This window comes from Microvirga vignae (assembly GCF_001017175.1).
GTDB lineage: Bacteria > Pseudomonadota > Alphaproteobacteria > Rhizobiales > Beijerinckiaceae > Microvirga > Microvirga vignae.
In genome coordinates, this window is the sequence record NZ_LCYG01000086.1 from 31,392 (window position 1) to 45,941 (window position 14,550).

The 14,550-nt window shown below is 63.1% G+C and carries 8 protein-coding genes and 2 pseudogenes; 5 read left to right on the top strand and 5 right to left on the bottom strand.

Features of this window, described 5'->3' with window-relative positions; translation table 11 throughout:
• Positions 1-12: 12 nt before the first annotated feature.
• Positions 13-879: a UTP--glucose-1-phosphate uridylyltransferase gene (locus AA309_RS26035; RefSeq protein ID WP_047191927.1), complete on the bottom strand. Its 867-nt coding sequence runs from the start codon at positions 877-879 to the stop codon at positions 13-15.
• 204 nt (positions 880-1,083) lie between these two features.
• Between AA309_RS26035 and galE the strand changes: the two genes are divergently transcribed.
• The 3 genes from galE to AA309_RS26050 all read left to right on the top strand — a co-directional run bounded on the left by galE (position 1,084) and on the right by AA309_RS26050 (position 4,705).
• Positions 1,084-2,070: a UDP-glucose 4-epimerase GalE gene (gene galE, locus AA309_RS26040; RefSeq protein ID WP_047191928.1), complete on the top strand. Its 987-nt coding sequence runs from the start codon at positions 1,084-1,086 to the stop codon at positions 2,068-2,070.
• 94 nt (positions 2,071-2,164) lie between these two features.
• Positions 2,165-3,391: a lytic murein transglycosylase gene (locus AA309_RS26045; protein ID WP_084731670.1), complete on the top strand. Its 1,227-nt coding sequence runs from the start codon at positions 2,165-2,167 to the stop codon at positions 3,389-3,391.
• 54 nt (positions 3,392-3,445) lie between these two features.
• A complete protein-coding gene (locus tag AA309_RS26050) occupies positions 3,446-4,705 on the top strand; it encodes an SGNH/GDSL hydrolase family protein (protein ID WP_052955015.1) in 1,260 nt (419 codons plus the stop codon).
• A 56-nt stretch (positions 4,706-4,761) separates the two neighbouring features.
• Here AA309_RS26050 and AA309_RS26055 read toward each other — a convergent pair whose 3' ends face one another.
• Positions 4,762-6,183, bottom strand: coding sequence for a glutamate synthase subunit beta (locus AA309_RS26055; RefSeq protein ID WP_047191929.1), 1,422 nt, complete (start codon positions 6,181-6,183; stop codon positions 4,762-4,764).
• Positions 6,184-6,201: 18 nt separating this feature from the next.
• Positions 6,202-10,902, bottom strand: coding sequence for a glutamate synthase large subunit (gltB, locus tag AA309_RS26060; protein WP_084731672.1), 4,701 nt, complete (start codon positions 10,900-10,902; stop codon positions 6,202-6,204).
• Between the two features lie 510 nt (positions 10,903-11,412).
• Between gltB and AA309_RS26065 the strand changes: the two genes are divergently transcribed.
• Complete coding sequence (locus tag AA309_RS26065; protein WP_047191931.1) at positions 11,413-12,489, top strand: threonine aldolase family protein; 1,077 nt, start codon at positions 11,413-11,415, stop codon at positions 12,487-12,489.
• A gap of 167 nt (positions 12,490-12,656) precedes the next feature.
• Here AA309_RS26065 and AA309_RS26070 read toward each other — a convergent pair whose 3' ends face one another.
• Positions 12,657-13,115 carry an Hsp20 family protein gene (locus tag AA309_RS26070; protein ID WP_047191944.1) on the bottom strand — a complete coding sequence of 153 codons (459 nt, stop codon included), beginning with the start codon at positions 13,113-13,115 and terminating at the stop codon, positions 12,657-12,659.
• A gap of 179 nt (positions 13,116-13,294) precedes the next feature.
• Here AA309_RS26070 and AA309_RS26075 point away from each other — a divergent pair.
• A pseudogene (locus tag AA309_RS26075) lies at positions 13,295-14,239 on the top strand (alpha/beta fold hydrolase); the annotation flags it as partial.
• A 183-nt stretch (positions 14,240-14,422) separates the two neighbouring features.
• On the opposite strand, the pseudogene AA309_RS36890 reads toward AA309_RS26075, so the two are convergent.
• Positions 14,423-14,550, bottom strand: a pseudogene (locus AA309_RS36890) (histidinol-phosphatase); the annotation flags it as partial.

Sequence of the window (14,550 nt, forward strand, 5' to 3'; positions counted from 1 at the left end):
CCTGAAACCTGATTACTTTTGGCGCAGGAAGGCTTCCAGCTCCTCGCGGAAGGCGGAGCCCAGATCCTCGCGCTCAAGGGCATAGGCCACGTTGGCCATGAGGAAGCCGATCTTCGAACCCGTATCGTAGGTCTTGCCCTCGTACTTCATGCCGAAGAACCTCTGCTCCTTCATCAGGCGGATCATCGAGTCGGTCAGCTGGATCTCGTTGCCTGCGCCGCGCTCCTGAGTGGAGAGCAGGTCGAAGATCTCAGGCTGCAGGATGTAACGGCCGGAGATGATGTAGTTCGAGGGAGCCGTGCCCTTCGGGGGCTTTTCCACCATGCCTGTGATCTCGAAGGTCTGGCCGAATTCCTGACCCACCGAGACGATGCCGTATTGATGGGTCTGGTCGTCCGGCACCTGTTCCACGGCGATGATGTTGCCGCCATGCTTTTCGTAGGCCGCGATCATCTGCTCCATGGAACCGCGGCTGAGCATATCCGGCAGAATGACCGCGAAGGGCTCGTCGCCCACGAGCTCACGGGCGCACCACAGCGCATGGCCCAGGCCCAGCGGCTCCTGCTGGCGGGTAAAGCTCGTTTGGCCGGCCTGAGGCTGGTCCTTGGCCAGAAGCTCCAGCTCCTTCGTCTTGCCGCGCGCCTCAAGGGTCCGATTCAGCTCATAGGCGATGTCGAAATGATCCTCGATCACGGCCTTGTTGCGGCCTGTGACGAAGATGAAATGCTCGATTCCGGCGGCCCGGGCCTCATCCACCACATGCTGCACCACGGGGCGGTCCACCACGCACAGCATCTCCTTCGGCACTGCCTTGGTTGCAGGAAGGAAACGGGTGCCGAGACCGGCAACAGGAAGAACTGCTTTGCGAATGCGCTTCATCGATTGAGCCATGGTTGAGCAGGAAGAGGGGGACAATCTAAGGCAGGACAAGGAAAAGAAAACCGCTCACTGTCAAGCTTGAGGTACCTATAACACCGAATGGCCTAATCTCTGCACCGGTGTCGCATCGTTATGGAGCCCTGGACCTGAATTGAAGCTGAAGCGTTTGGGTTAAGCTGCCCATTGGGGCATTGGAGGATGAAAATGGCGGTACTGGTCACGGGCGGAGCAGGTTATATCGGAAGCCACATGGTGCTCGAGCTTCTGGATGCGGGCGAGCAGGTGGTGGTTCTCGATAACCTGTCCACCGGTTTCCGCTGGGCCGTCCCTTCCGAGGCCACTCTCGTCGTGGGCGACGTGGGCGATCAGGCCTTGGTGACCAGGGTCATCGAGGAGCACGGAATCGACAGCGTCATGCATTTCGCAGCCCGGATCGTGGTGCCGGAATCGGTCACCGACCCGCTGGGCTATTACTTCAACAACACCGTCAAGACGCGCGCGCTCATCGAGACGGCCGTCCAGACGGGGATCAAGAACTTCGTCTTCTCCTCGACGGCCGCCGTCTACGGCAATGCCGAAGCTCCGCTTTTGACCGAGGACATGCCCTTAGTCCCAATCAATCCTTACGGACGCAGCAAGCTCATGAGCGAGTGGATGCTCCAGGACGCCCACGCGGCCCATGGCCTTCGCTATGCCATTCTGCGCTATTTCAACGTCGCCGGCGCAGACCCCAAGAGCCGCTCGGGCCAATCGACACCTCAGGCCACCCACCTCATCAAGGTGGCGGCTCAGGCGGCCCTCGGCCAACGCCCCTGTCTCGACGTGTTCGGCACGGATTACGCGACGCCCGACGGCACCTGCGTACGCGACTACATCCAGGTGAACGATCTCGCCCGTGCCCACCTCGTGGCCCTGAAGTCCCTGCGCGAGGGTGGCGACTGCGCGGTTCTGAATTGCGGCTATGGCCACGGCGCTTCTGTTCTGGAAGTTGTGGACGTGGTCAAACGAGTTTCCGGCGTCGATTTCGAGGTGCGCTTGAGCCCGCGGCGCCCAGGCGATCCGGCTCAGCTCGTGGCCAAGGTCGACAAGATCCGCGGTCTCGGCTGGCAGCCACAGCATGATAACCTACAGGAAATAGTCGATCAGGCCCTGCGCTGGGAGCGCACTCTGGCGGAGCGGAAGGTCGCATAAGGACTACCTATAAGGCTAGCTATCAACCGGCTGTTAACTCTCTTAGTGTCGCAATGGCAGGGTTCCTTCCGCCCTGTCTCCGTGAGCGACCTTCATGCCCTTGCCGCTTTTCTCGGTGCGCCGCTTCTGCGGAGCCCTCCTTCTCGGTCTGAGCGTCACCAGTGGTATGGAGGGATGGACTCGCCCCGCACAGGCGCAGGAGGTCTCCGAGGATGGGTTCCAGCGCTTCGTGCAGAGCCTGTGGCCGGCGGCCAAGGCGCGCGGCATCTCGCGCGCTACCTTCGACGAGGCCTTCCGGGGCGTTCAGCCCGACCCCAAGATCATTGCGCTCACCAAGAAGCAATCCGAGTTCGTCCGCCCGATCTGGGATTATATCAACGGCTCCATCTCGGCTCAGCGCCTGCAGCGAGGCCGTGAGATGAATGCCGAATGGTCGAAGACCCTGGCGGCTATCGAGAAGGCCTACGGGGTCCCGCGCTCCGTGGTGCTCGGCGTCTGGGGCATGGAGACCAATTTCGGTAGCTTCACCGGCTCGATCTATGCGGTGCGGGCGCTCGCGACGCTGGCCTATACCGGCTATCGGGGCGACTTCTTCAAGGAGGAGCTGCTTATTGCGCTCCAGATCCTGAACCGGGAGCATATCGGCCGGGACAAGATGCTGGGCTCCTGGGCCGGCGCCATGGGCCAGACACAGTTCATGCCTTCGAGCTTCATGAAATATGCCGTGGACGGCAACCGGGACGGGGTGCGCGACATCTGGTCATCGGTGCCCGATGCTATGGCCTCCACCGCCAATTACCTACGCGAGCAAGGCTGGGAGCCGGGGCTGCCCTGGGGCTTCGAAGTCAAGCTGCCGCAGGGCTTCGACTTCCGTCATCTGAGGCAGAACTTCGCCCATTGGCAGGCCCTGGGAGTTCGCCGGCTCGATGGCAAGGCCATGCCGCGATCAGGCGAGGCGACTCTGTTCCTGCCGGGTGGGGCGAACGGCCCGGCCTTCCTGGTCACCAGCAATTACGACGTGATCAAGACCTACAACTCGTCCGATGCCTACGCCATGGGCGTGGCGCATTTGGGCGACCGGATCATGGGCGGCCTGCCGATCCAGGGGGCATGGCCCAAGGACCAGCCCATGCTCGGCAAGGATGAGCGCCAGGAATTGCAGCAACGCTTGGCCCGGCTCGGCTTCTACGAGGGCGATCCGGACGGCAAATTCGGGTCCAAGACCCGGGAGGCCGTGCGGAACTTCCAGCTCCGGCGTGGCTTGATTCCCGACGGCTATGCCGATTACGCGGTCTTGCGCGAATTGCGCACTGCCCGCTGACAGGTCCGGGGAAGGCTCTATAACAGGGTGGACCGGACCGAAGTGGAACCACCCATGCGTTTGCTGACGATCCTTCGCCTCATGACTTTAAGCCTGCTTCTCGCCTTGGGGAGCGGGGCTTCGGTCATGGCGCAGGGCTACTACTATCAGCAGCCGCCGGCGCAGCCGGGTTATCGTGATCCTCGCGCCTACCCACCCGGCTATTATCCCGGCAAACTCGTGCAACCGGCCCAGCCTCAGCAAGGCTTCAGCCTGCGCCGTTTCTTCGGCGTTCCGGATGATCCGCCTCCGCCTGCGCGCCAGCCCGTCGCCAAGCCGCGCAAGGCGGCTCCCCCGCCAGCTGCTGTCGCACGCCCTGAAAAGCCTAAAATCAACCCCACCAACCATGTGGTGGTCTTCGGCGACTCGCTCGCCGAGTTCGCACGCCAAGGTCTCGACACGGTCTATGCCGAAAACCAGGATGTGGCCATCGCGGGTAAGATCCGGGGTGGCAGTAATCTCGTGCGCAGCGACTCGGCGGAATGGCCAAATTACATCAAGTCGACCCTCGATTCCGGACAGAAAGCGACACTCGCCGTCGTCATGCTGGGCTTGAGCGACCGCCAAGCCCTGCAGGAGGGCGAGGACAGGATCGATCTTCTCTCCGACCGCTGGAAGGAGATCTACACGAAGCGTGTCGATGCCATTCTGGATACCTTCAAGGAACGCAACATCCCCGTGGTCTGGATCGGCCTGCCACCGATGAAGAGCAGCAGGCTCTCCGAGGATCTCATGGCCATGAACGAGATCTACCGCGAAAGCGTGCAGCGTCATGGCGGAGCTTACGTGGATATCTTCCCCGGCTTCGTGGACGACGAGAACCGCTACACCTCCTTCGGCCCCGACGTCGATGGCGAGCCCGCGCGGCTTCGCACCGATGACGGCGTATCCTTCACCAAGACAGGCGCGCGCAAGGTCGCCCACTTCGCCGATGTGGAGATCAAAAAGATCCTGGAATCGATCCGCATCGGCGCGCCGGTTGCGGCAGCCCCCGCGGATGGCCAACCTGTCACGAACATCGAAGCGGCCATTCCCGCACCGCCTGATCCTGCCGTTCCAGTTGCGCTTCCCGCCAAGCCGCTCGTCGGTCCCGTGCTGCCGCTGACGCGTCAGGATGTGGCGCCTGGCGGAAAGTTGGTCTCCGGCGCACCGAAGCTCAACGGTGACAACGCTTATCCCGTGCAGCGCGCCCTGCGCACCGGTATCGCGCCAAGCTCCCGCCCCGGACGCGCGGACGATTTCCGCTGGCCGCGAAGTTACTCGTCATCAGAATGAAGAAGGCAGCCTGATCCGGTGGATCGGCCGCCTTTCTATTTGCCAAAGCCGGGCGATCAGACCGGCAGGTTGCTCTCGCCCGTCAGGTAGGTGTCGATCGCACGCGCTGCTTGGCGGCCTTCGCGGATCGCCCACACTACGAGGGACTGACCGCGGCGCATGTCGCCAGCCACAAAGACCTTGTCGTTCGAGGTCCTGTAGCTCTTGTCGTCGGCGACCACGTTGCCGCGCCGATCGATCGTGACGCCGGACTGCTCGAGCAGGCCTTCCTTCACGGAGCCTGCAAAGCCAATGGCGATGAAGACGAGATCGGCCTTGAGCACGAACTCGGTGCCCGGAATGGGCTGGCGCTTCTCGTCGACGCGCGCGCATTGCACGCCGGTCACCTGACCCTTCTTGCCTTGGATGCCGAGGGTTGCTGCCTGGAACTCGCGCTCGGCGCCTTCGGCTTGGCTAGAGGAGGTGCGCATCTTCGTCGGCCAATAGGGCCACACAGTCAGCTTGTCCTCACGCTCCGGAGGCTTGGGGCGAATGTCGAGCTGCGTCACGGAGAGCGCGCCCTGACGGAACGCGGTGCCGACGCAGTCGGACGCCGTGTCGCCGCCGCCGATGACGACGACGTGCTTGCCATTCGCAAGGACCGGTTCTGCCGTCACCTCTTCACCGCCGACGCGCTGGTTCGACTGAGTGAGATACGGCATCGCATAATGCACGCCCCTCAGGTCCTGGCCCGGCAGTTTCGGATTGCGCGGATCTTCCGCGCCACCGGCGAAAAGCACCGCATCATACTCATTGTGGAGCGAGGCGAAGCTGCGATCCACGCCGATGTTGACGCCGCAATGGAAGATGACGCCTTCGGCCTCCATCTGCTTCACGCGACGGTCGATGTGGTACTTCTCCATCTTGAAGTCCGGAATGCCGTAGCGCAACAGTCCGCCGGGCTTTGCTTGGCGCTCGAATACATGCACCTCATGGCCTGCGCGCGCGAGCTGCTGTGCAGCCGCGAGACCCGCAGGGCCGGAGCCGATGATGGCAACACGCTTGCCCGTCGAGATCTCGGCAGGCTCGGGCTTGATGAAGCCCATCTCCCATGCCTTGTCGGCGATGGCCTGCTCGATCGTCTTGATGGCGACCGGCTGGTTTTCGAGGTTGAGCGTGCATGCCTCCTCGCAGGGAGCAGGGCAGATGCGGCCCGTGAACTCGGGAAAGTTGTTGGTGGTGTGGAGGTTGCGCGCAGCCTCCTCCCAATCGTTCTGCCAGACCAGATCGTTCCAATCGGGAATCTGGTTGTGCACCGGACAGCCCGTCGGACCGTGGCAGAAGGGAATGCCGCAATCCATGCAGCGCCCCGCCTGCTTCTTCAGATCGTTGTCGTCGAGCGGCAGCGTGAACTCGCGAAAGTGTCGCACGCGCTCACCGGCGAGCTGATACTTCTGCTCCTGCCGATCGTATTCGAGAAAGCCTGTGACCTTACCCATCGGTTTGCCCCTTAATCCTTATTCCGCTGCCTGCAGGTTCCGGAGACGATCCATCTCCTGGAGCGCGCGACGGTATTCAACCGGCATCACCTTCACGAACCTGGTGCGGAAGGTCGTCCAGTTGTCGAGGATCTCCTTCGCACGGGCCGAGCCCGTATAGGTGTGGTGATTGGTAATCAGCTGCATCAGACGCTCTTCGTCAGGGCCGGACATGTTGGCCATGATGTCGATGCGGCCCTTCGTCTCCAGGTCGCCGCCGTGATGGTGGAGACGACGCATCAGGTCCTCCTCCTCCTCGACGGGTTCGAGATCGACCATGGAGAGATTGCAGCGCTTGGAGAACGTGCCGTCCTCATCGAGCACATAGGCGATACCGCCCGACATGCCCGCGGCGAAGTTGCGGCCCGTCTGACCGAGCACGACCACGAGGCCGCCGGTCATGTATTCGCAGCCATGATCGCCCGTGCCCTCCACCACCGCGATGGCGCCGGAGTTGCGCACGGCGAAACGCTCGCCTGCCACGCCGCGGAAGTAGGCCTCGCCGGCGATCGCACCATACATCACGGTGTTGCCGACGATGATCGAGCGCTCAGGCACGGCCTTGGTGTCGGGCGACGGCTTGATGATCAGCTTGCCGCCGGACAGGCCCTTGCCGACATAGTCGTTTGCAACGCCTTCCAGGTTCAGCGTCACGCCGGCCGCCAGCCATGCACCGAAGCTCTGGCCTGCCGTGCCCTTCAGGTTCACGGTGATCGTGTCGTCGGGAAGGCCCTCGTGGCCGTAGCGCTTGGCGACTTCGCCGGAGAGCATCGCGCCCGCCGAACGGTCGGAGCTGCGGATAATCGCCTCGATCGCGACGGCCTCGCCCTTTTCGAGAGCAGGACCAGCCTGCGCGATGAACTCGCGGTCGAGCACGTTCGCGATGGGATGAACCTGACGCTCCTGGTGACGGATTGCGACGGATGCTGGCACCTCCGGCTTGTGGAAGAGCTTCGTGAAGTCGAGGCCCTTCGCCTTCCAGTGGTTGATGGCCGCGTTCTTGTCGAGCAGGTCGGACTGGCCGATCATCTCGTCAAGCGTGGTGAAGCCCATCTCCGCCATCAGCTCGCGCACTTCCTCGGCAACGAAGAAGAAATAGTTGATGACGTGCTCGGGGAGACCCTTGAAGCGCTTGCGCAGCACCGGATCCTGCGTGGCGACGCCGACCGGGCAGGTGTTCAGGTGGCACTTGCGCATCATGATGCAGCCAGCAGCGATCAGCGGCGCGGTCGAGAAGCCGTACTCGTCGGCACCAAGCAGCGCCGCGATCACCACGTCACGGCCGGTGCGCAGGCCGCCATCGGCCTGCAGGGCCACGCGGCCGCGCAGACGGTTGAGCACGAGGGTCTGCTGCGTCTCGGCCAAGCCGATTTCCCACGGCGAGCCCGCATGCTTGAGCGAGGTGAGCGGGGACGCACCCGTGCCGCCCTCGAAGCCCGAGATCGTGATGTGATCGGCGCGAGCCTTGGCAACGCCCGCTGCCACGGTACCGACGCCGACTTCCGCGACGAGCTTCACGGAGACATCCGCTGCCGGGTTCACGTTCTTCAGGTCGAAGATCAGCTGAGCGAGATCCTCGATCGAGTAGATGTCATGGTGCGGCGGCGGGGAGATGAGGCCCACGCCCGGAGTCGAGTGACGCACGCGGGCGATCTTCACGTCGACCTTGTGACCGGGGAGCTGACCGCCTTCGCCGGGCTTCGCGCCCTGCGCGACCTTGATCTGCATCATGTCCGCGTTGACGAGATATTCCGTCGTTACGCCGAAGCGGCCGGACGCCACCTGCTTGATCGCGGAACGCTTGGAACGTCCATCGGGCAGCAGCTTGAAGCGTTCCGGCTCCTCGCCACCTTCACCAGTGTTGGACTTGCCGCCGATGGCATTCATGGCAAGCGCGAGAGTCTCGTGCGCTTCCTTCGAGATTGAACCGAAGGACATGGCGCCCGTGGAGAAGCGCTTCACGATCTCCTGTGCAGGCTCGACGTCGCTCAGCGGCACCGGCGCGCGGCCCGTCTCCTCTGCTTTCTTGATGCGGAAGAGACCACGGATGGTCTTGAACTCGTTGTCCTGCTCGTTCACGAGGCGCGCAAATTCGCGATAACGCTCCTGCGCGTTGAGGCGAACGGCGTGCTGGAGCGTGGCCACCGTGTCCGGGTTCCAGGCATGCACTTCGCCACGCTGACGGAAGGCGTATTCGCCGCCGACATCGAGCGCGTTGCGGTAGATCGGCGCATCGCCGAAGGCGTCGCGGTGACGACGCACGTTCTCTTCCGCGATCTCGTTCATCCCGACGCCCTCGATGGAGGTCGCGGTGCCGAAGAAGTCGCGCGCCACGAAGTCGGAGCGCAGGCCAACCGCGTCGAAGATCTGCGCGCCGCAATAGGATTGATAAGTGGAGATGCCCATCTTGGACATCACCTTCAGAAGGCCCTTGCCGATGGACTTGATATAGCGCTTGATCGCCTCGTCCGCGTCCACCTCTTCCGGCAGTTCGCCCTTGGCAAGCATGTCGGCGATGGTGTCGAAGGCAAGATAAGGATTGATCGCCTCCGCACCATAGCCGGCCAAGCAAGCGAAGTGATGGATCTCGCGCGGCTCGCCGGACTCGACCACGAGGCCGACCGAAGTCCGCAGGCCCTTGCGGATCAGGTAGTTGTGCACCGCAGCCGTCGCGAGGAGCGTCGGAATCGGAATGCGGTCCGGACCCACCATGCGGTCGGACAGGATGATGATGTTGTAGCCGCCATGGACCGCTGCTTCCGCACGGTCGCAGAGACGGTCGAGCGCACCGTCGAGAGCGGAAGCGCCGAGCTCCGACGGATAGGTGATGTCGAGCGTCTTCGTGTCGAAGCGATCCTCGAAATGGCCGATGCAGCGGATCTTCTCCAGATCCTCGTTGGTGAGGATCGGCTGGCGAACTTCCAATCGCTTGCGGCGCGAGGTGCCTTCGAGGTCGAGGATGTTCGGACGCGGACCGATGAACGACACAAGGCTCATGACGAGCTCCTCGCGGATCGGATCGATCGGCGGGTTCGTCACCTGCGCAAAGTTCTGCTTGAAGTAAGTGTAGAGCAGCTTCGGCTTGTCGGAGAGCGCGGAGATCGGCGTGTCGGTGCCCATGGAGCCGACCGCTTCCTGGCCCGTCACGGCCATCGGCTGCATGAGAAGCTTCAGGTCTTCGGCGGTGTAGCCGAAGGCCTGCTGGCGATCGAGCAGCGACACGTCGGTGCGCGATTCACGAGCCTGCACGGGCTTCAGATCTTCCAGCACGATCTGCGTGCGCTTCAGCCACTCCTTGTAGGGATGTGCATTGGAGAGCTGCCGCTTGATCTCGTCGTCGGAGATGATGCGGCCTTCCTCGAGATCGATGAGGAGCATCTTGCCTGGCTGCAGACGCCACTTCTCGACGATCTTCTCTTCCGGAATCGGCAGCACGCCCATCTCGGAGGCGAGCACCACGAGGCCGTCATCGGTCACGAGATAGCGCGCGGGGCGAAGGCCGTTGCGGTCGAGCGTCGCGCCGATCTGCTTGCCGTCGGTGAAGCATACGGCGGCGGGGCCGTCCCACGGCTCCATGAGGGCAGCGTGATATTCATAGAACGCGCGGCGATCGTCGTTCATGAGCGGGTTGCCGGCCCATGCTTCCGGGATCAGCATCATCATGGCGTGCGACAGCGAGTAGCCGCCGCGCACCAGGAACTCGAGCGCGTTGTCGAAGCAGGCGGTGTCGGACTGGCCTTCGTAGGAGATGGGCCAGAGCTTCGAGATGTCGTTGCCGAAGAGCTCGGAATCGACGGACGCCTGACGCGCCGCCATCCAGTTCACATTGCCGCGCAGCGTGTTGATCTCGCCGTTATGCGCGACCATGCGATAGGGGTGCGCGAGCTGCCAGGTGGGGAAGGTGTTGGTGGCGAAGCGCTGGTGCACAAGAGCGATGGCGCTCTCGAAGCGCGGATCCTGTAGGTCGAGGTAGTAGTCGCGCAGCTGCGTGACGAGCACCATGCCCTTGTAGACGATGGTGCGCGAGGACAGGCTCACCGGGTAGTAGCCGGCGGTGCGCTCGTCCTTCATGTCGTAGACGGCGTTGGAGATCACCTTGCGGGCGAGGAACAGGCGACGCTCGAAGGTCTCCTGGTCGTCCATGCCCTTGCCCTTGCCGATGAATATCTGGCGGTGCAGGGGCTCGGTGGCCTTCACGCTCTCGCCGAGATCGCTCGAGTCGACCGGCACCTCGCGCCAGCCCAGCACCTGCAGACCCTCATCGGCGATCGCCTTGGAGACGATCTCTTCGACGAGCTTGAAGCCTTCGGGGTTGCGCGGCATGAACAGATGGCCGACGCCGTACTGGCCTTCCTCAGGCAGCCAGATGCCGACCTTGGCGCATTCGGCCGCAAAGAACTTGTGCGGGATCTGAACCAGGATGCCGCAGCCGTCGCCCATCTTCGGGTCCGCGCCCACTGCGCCGCGATGGTCGAGGTTGTGCAGGATCGACAGGCCCTGCTCGACGATGTCGTGCGACTTGCGGTTCTTCATGTCGGCGATGAAGCCAACGCCGCAGGAATCCTGCTCGTTGGAGGGATCGTAGAGGCCTTGAGCCGGGGGCAGGCCCGGATCGCGCACAGACCTCACATCCGTTTTGGCGGCCGTGCGGCTCGAGACTTTCACTCCAGGGCTCTTCATCGGCACGTCGCTCATATCAGATCCTCACATCCGAACACGTCTAAGACTTTTCGAGGCGGTTTTCGGGCCGCCGGATGAGGGGATCGTCCGGAGTGCCCGCCGCTTCAGGGTTGTCGAGGGTTGGGTCCGGCAGGGGAGCCCGCACCTCGCGGGCACCTTTGGGCTGTCTTCAGCCCAGAGTCGCCCGTTCCGCCCACGTTTTGCGGGCGGCTTTCGTGGTATCTCGTTTCGTTCGCGTCTGGCGAAGCATCAAGAAAACCTCAGGGCGAAGAAAGGGTGCAGGCACCCTAAAAGGGACAGCATCACTGTCCTAATGTGGGCAAAGTGCCAGAGTTCATGGCACCGCACAAGAGGGTTTAGAAAAATTTTAGACAAAAGTTACAAGTCGCCGACTCGGAATGTAACAAAAGCAATTCTTCCCAAGCCCGAAACGAAAGTCTTCTCCGATGGGTCAACCATCTTGACATGTCTGCTCCTGTAGGGAGGCTGGGCCCCTTCGAGGAGATGTTTATGAATTTCGCAAGCGACAACATCGTGGGCGCCAGTGCTCCGGTGCTCCAAGCCCTTAGCAGTGCCAATGCCGGGGCCATGGCGGCCTATGGGGGCGACGAGATCACCAAGCGGGTGAAAGCGCGCTTCACCGAGATCTTCGAGCGGGAGGTCTCGGTGTTCTTCGTCACCACGGGCACCGCCGCCAATGCTTTGGCGCTCTCGTCCGCCGTGCCGCCCTACGGCCTGTGCGTCTGTCATCGGGAGGCGCATATCATCGACGATGAATGCGGCGCGCCGGAATTCTTCATGCATGGGGCAAAGCTGGCAGGTCTCCCGGGTGTCGGGGCCAAACTCACGGCCGAGGGCGTCTCGGCTTATCTCGAGAGCCTGCCGAAGGCCGTGAAGCAGATGCCGCCCAAGGCCCTGTCGATCTCGCAAGTGTCCGAATGCGGCTTGGTCTACGGTCTCGACGAACTCAAAGCGCTCGGCCAGATGTGCCGCGAGCATGGCTTGGCCTTCCACATGGACGGAGCGCGCTTTGCCAATGCCCTTGTGTCGCTCGGCTGCACCCCCGCCGAGATGACCTGGAAGCAGGGCGTGGACATCCTCTCCTTCGGCGGCACGAAGAACGGCTGCCTCATGGCCGAGGCTATCGTGGTGTTCAAGCCGGAACTTGCCGAGGCGCTCGACTATCGGGCTAAGCGCGCGGGCCAGATCATCTCCAAGGGCCGCCTGATCTCCGCGCAGTTCGAAGGCTATTTCGCGGACGATCACTGGTGCGCCAATGCCCGCCACGCCAACAGGCTGGCAAAGCTCCTCTCGGACGGGCTCACCCAGCTTCCCGGCGTGCGCCTCGCCTGGGAGACGCAAGCCAACGAGGTCTTTCCCATCATTCCGGCTGCCATGGACAAGGCCTTGAGGAATGCTGGCGTTCTCTACCATCCCTGGACGGAGCTGAGCCTGCCTGAGGCTGAGAAGGTCGGCCCGGATGAGGCATTGATCCGCCTTGTGGTGTCCTTCGCGACAAGGGAGGAGGATGTGCACAAGGTGCTCGATATCGCCCGCTCGGTGGCGTCCCGGCAGGCGGCGGAGTGAGATTGCCCTAACCCTGCCGCATTCACCCGCGATGTCTCGCCCCACGAGACCTCGCCAACGGGGTGCACCTCCAGCCCCGGCGGGACAACCAGGACCAGGTTTCAAAAACAAGAAAAGCGCCCCGGGCCAACCGGGGCGCTCTTTCATTTCAGGGTCTCAAGAAGGGCTTAGGCGGCCTGCTTGGTCTGAACGGCCTGGGCGCCATTGGAAGAAATCGGAATGAGCTTCGGCTTCTTGGCCTCGGGCGTCTCGCGCACGAGATCGATGTGGAGAAGACCGTTCTCGAGGGCAGCACCCGTCACCTGGACGCCGTCGGCCAGCTGGAAGCGCCGGTCGAAGCTGCGCGCCGCGATGCCCTGATGGAGCACGGCGGCCTTGCGCTCCTCGTTGGGCTTGCGATCGCCGCGCACGGAGAGGGTGTTTTCCTTCACCTCGATGGTGAGGTCCTTGTCGGTAAAGCCGGCAACCGCGATCGAGATGCGATAGGCATTCTCGCCGGTGCGCTCAATGTTGTAGGGCGGGTAGCTCGGAGCCGCGTCGACGCCAACCATCTGATCGAGCATCGAGAACAGGCGGTCGAAACCGACCGTATTGCGGTACAGGGGAGCAAGATCGAACTGTCGCATGGCATATCCTCCATCAGAAGCAACATGCATTTGTTGAAGATCCACCTTCATGAGGCTGGATCCAGGGTTCGTGACGCCAACTGGCCGCCACGACCTCCATGTGGGAATAGATGCGGCTGCTTTCAAGAGGCTCGCCCTCTGAGGGGAAAGCGCCCTATAAAGAAGATGACAGCCTTGCCATGAGACCTGCCGTGGAATTCTTCCCCACCCCCGATAATCCTGTTCCCGGCGCGCCGGTGCTCACCAGCATCACCACCGCCGACGGCGTTTCCCTCCGTGTTGCCTATTGGATGGCCGAAACAGACCAGCCCAAGGGCACGGTCTGCGTGCTGCACGGCCGGGCGGAGTTCATCGAGAAGTATTTCGAGACGGTGAGCGATCTTCTGAAGCGCGGCTTTGCGGTGGTGACGTTCGACTGGCGCGGGCAGGGGCTCTCGGGCCGTCAGGTGAAGAACCCCCGCAAGGGCCACGTGCGGCGCTTTGCCGATTACCGGCTCGACCTCGAGGCCGTGCGCGACCAGATCCTGATCCCGCATATGCCGCAGCCCCATTTCGCGCTCGCCCATTCCATGGGAGGGGCCATTGCGCTCAACGAGGCCCATGAGGGCTGGCTCCCCTTCCGCCGGCTCGTGACCACGACACCGATGATCGCGCTTTCCATCATCAAGAATACGCGCTCGGTGGCCTTCCTTGCAGCGGTCTTGCGGTGCCTCGGGCTCGGCAAGATGTTCGTTCCCGGTGGTGGTGAAACATCAATCTCCACCATGCCGTTCAAGGGTAATCGCCTCACGAGCGATCCGGCGCGCTACTCTCGCAATGCCGATGCCGCCACGGCTATCGGGCCCGGTGCCATCGGCGCGCCGACGGTGGCCTGGCTCGATTCCGCTTTCCGCTTCATGAGGTGCTTCACCGCGCCGAATTATGCGCTGAAGATCCGCCTGCCCACGCTCATCATTGCAGCAGGCGAAGATCCGGTCTGCGCGACGCCTGCGACGGAGCGCTTCGCCGCCCGCCTCAAGGCCGGACACGCCATCGTCATCCCCGGCGCGCGACATGAGATCCTGATGGAGCGCGACGAGATCCGCGAGCAGTTCTGGGCCGCGTTCGATGCCTTCATTCCGGGAACGCCCGATCCGGTATTTGAGCAGCAGGCCGGCTTGGTCGCGCTGGCGCATCGTGCGGACCCGAGGGGCCGCGCCAGCGAAAAGTGGCCCCGGTTTGCCGCGCCCAGCGATGCGCCGCTTGAAAAGGAGAGCATTGGATCGATCCCAAAAGTGGAATCTACGTTTGGGGCCGATGCTCGAGGTTTATCGGCTGAGCAGCTCGACGGCGGCGGTGTGGACCCGGCGGTCGCCCGCCGCGACGATGCGCCCGCCATTGGCGGCTGAGCCGCCGTTCCAGGGGGTGACGATACCGCCCGCGCCCTCGATGATCG

Excerpts from the sequence above, each read along its gene's own strand:
- AA309_RS26035 (WP_047191927.1), bottom strand. The coding sequence starts at position 879 with ATGAAGCGCATTCGCAAAGCAGTTCTTCCTGTTGCCGGTCTCGGCACC.
- galE (WP_047191928.1), top strand. The coding sequence starts at position 1,084 with ATGGCGGTACTGGTCACGGGCGGAGCAGGTTATATCGGAAGCCACATG.
- AA309_RS26045 (WP_084731670.1), top strand. The coding sequence starts at position 2,165 with ATGCCCTTGCCGCTTTTCTCGGTGCGCCGCTTCTGCGGAGCCCTCCTT.
- AA309_RS26050 (WP_052955015.1), top strand. The coding sequence starts at position 3,446 with ATGCGTTTGCTGACGATCCTTCGCCTCATGACTTTAAGCCTGCTTCTC.
- AA309_RS26055 (WP_047191929.1), bottom strand. The coding sequence starts at position 6,183 with ATGGGTAAGGTCACAGGCTTTCTCGAATACGATCGGCAGGAGCAGAAG.
- gltB (WP_084731672.1), bottom strand. The coding sequence starts at position 10,902 with ATGAAGAGCCCTGGAGTGAAAGTCTCGAGCCGCACGGCCGCCAAAACG.
- AA309_RS26065 (WP_047191931.1), top strand. The coding sequence starts at position 11,413 with ATGAATTTCGCAAGCGACAACATCGTGGGCGCCAGTGCTCCGGTGCTC.
- AA309_RS26070 (WP_047191944.1), bottom strand. The coding sequence starts at position 13,115 with ATGCGACAGTTCGATCTTGCTCCCCTGTACCGCAATACGGTCGGTTTC.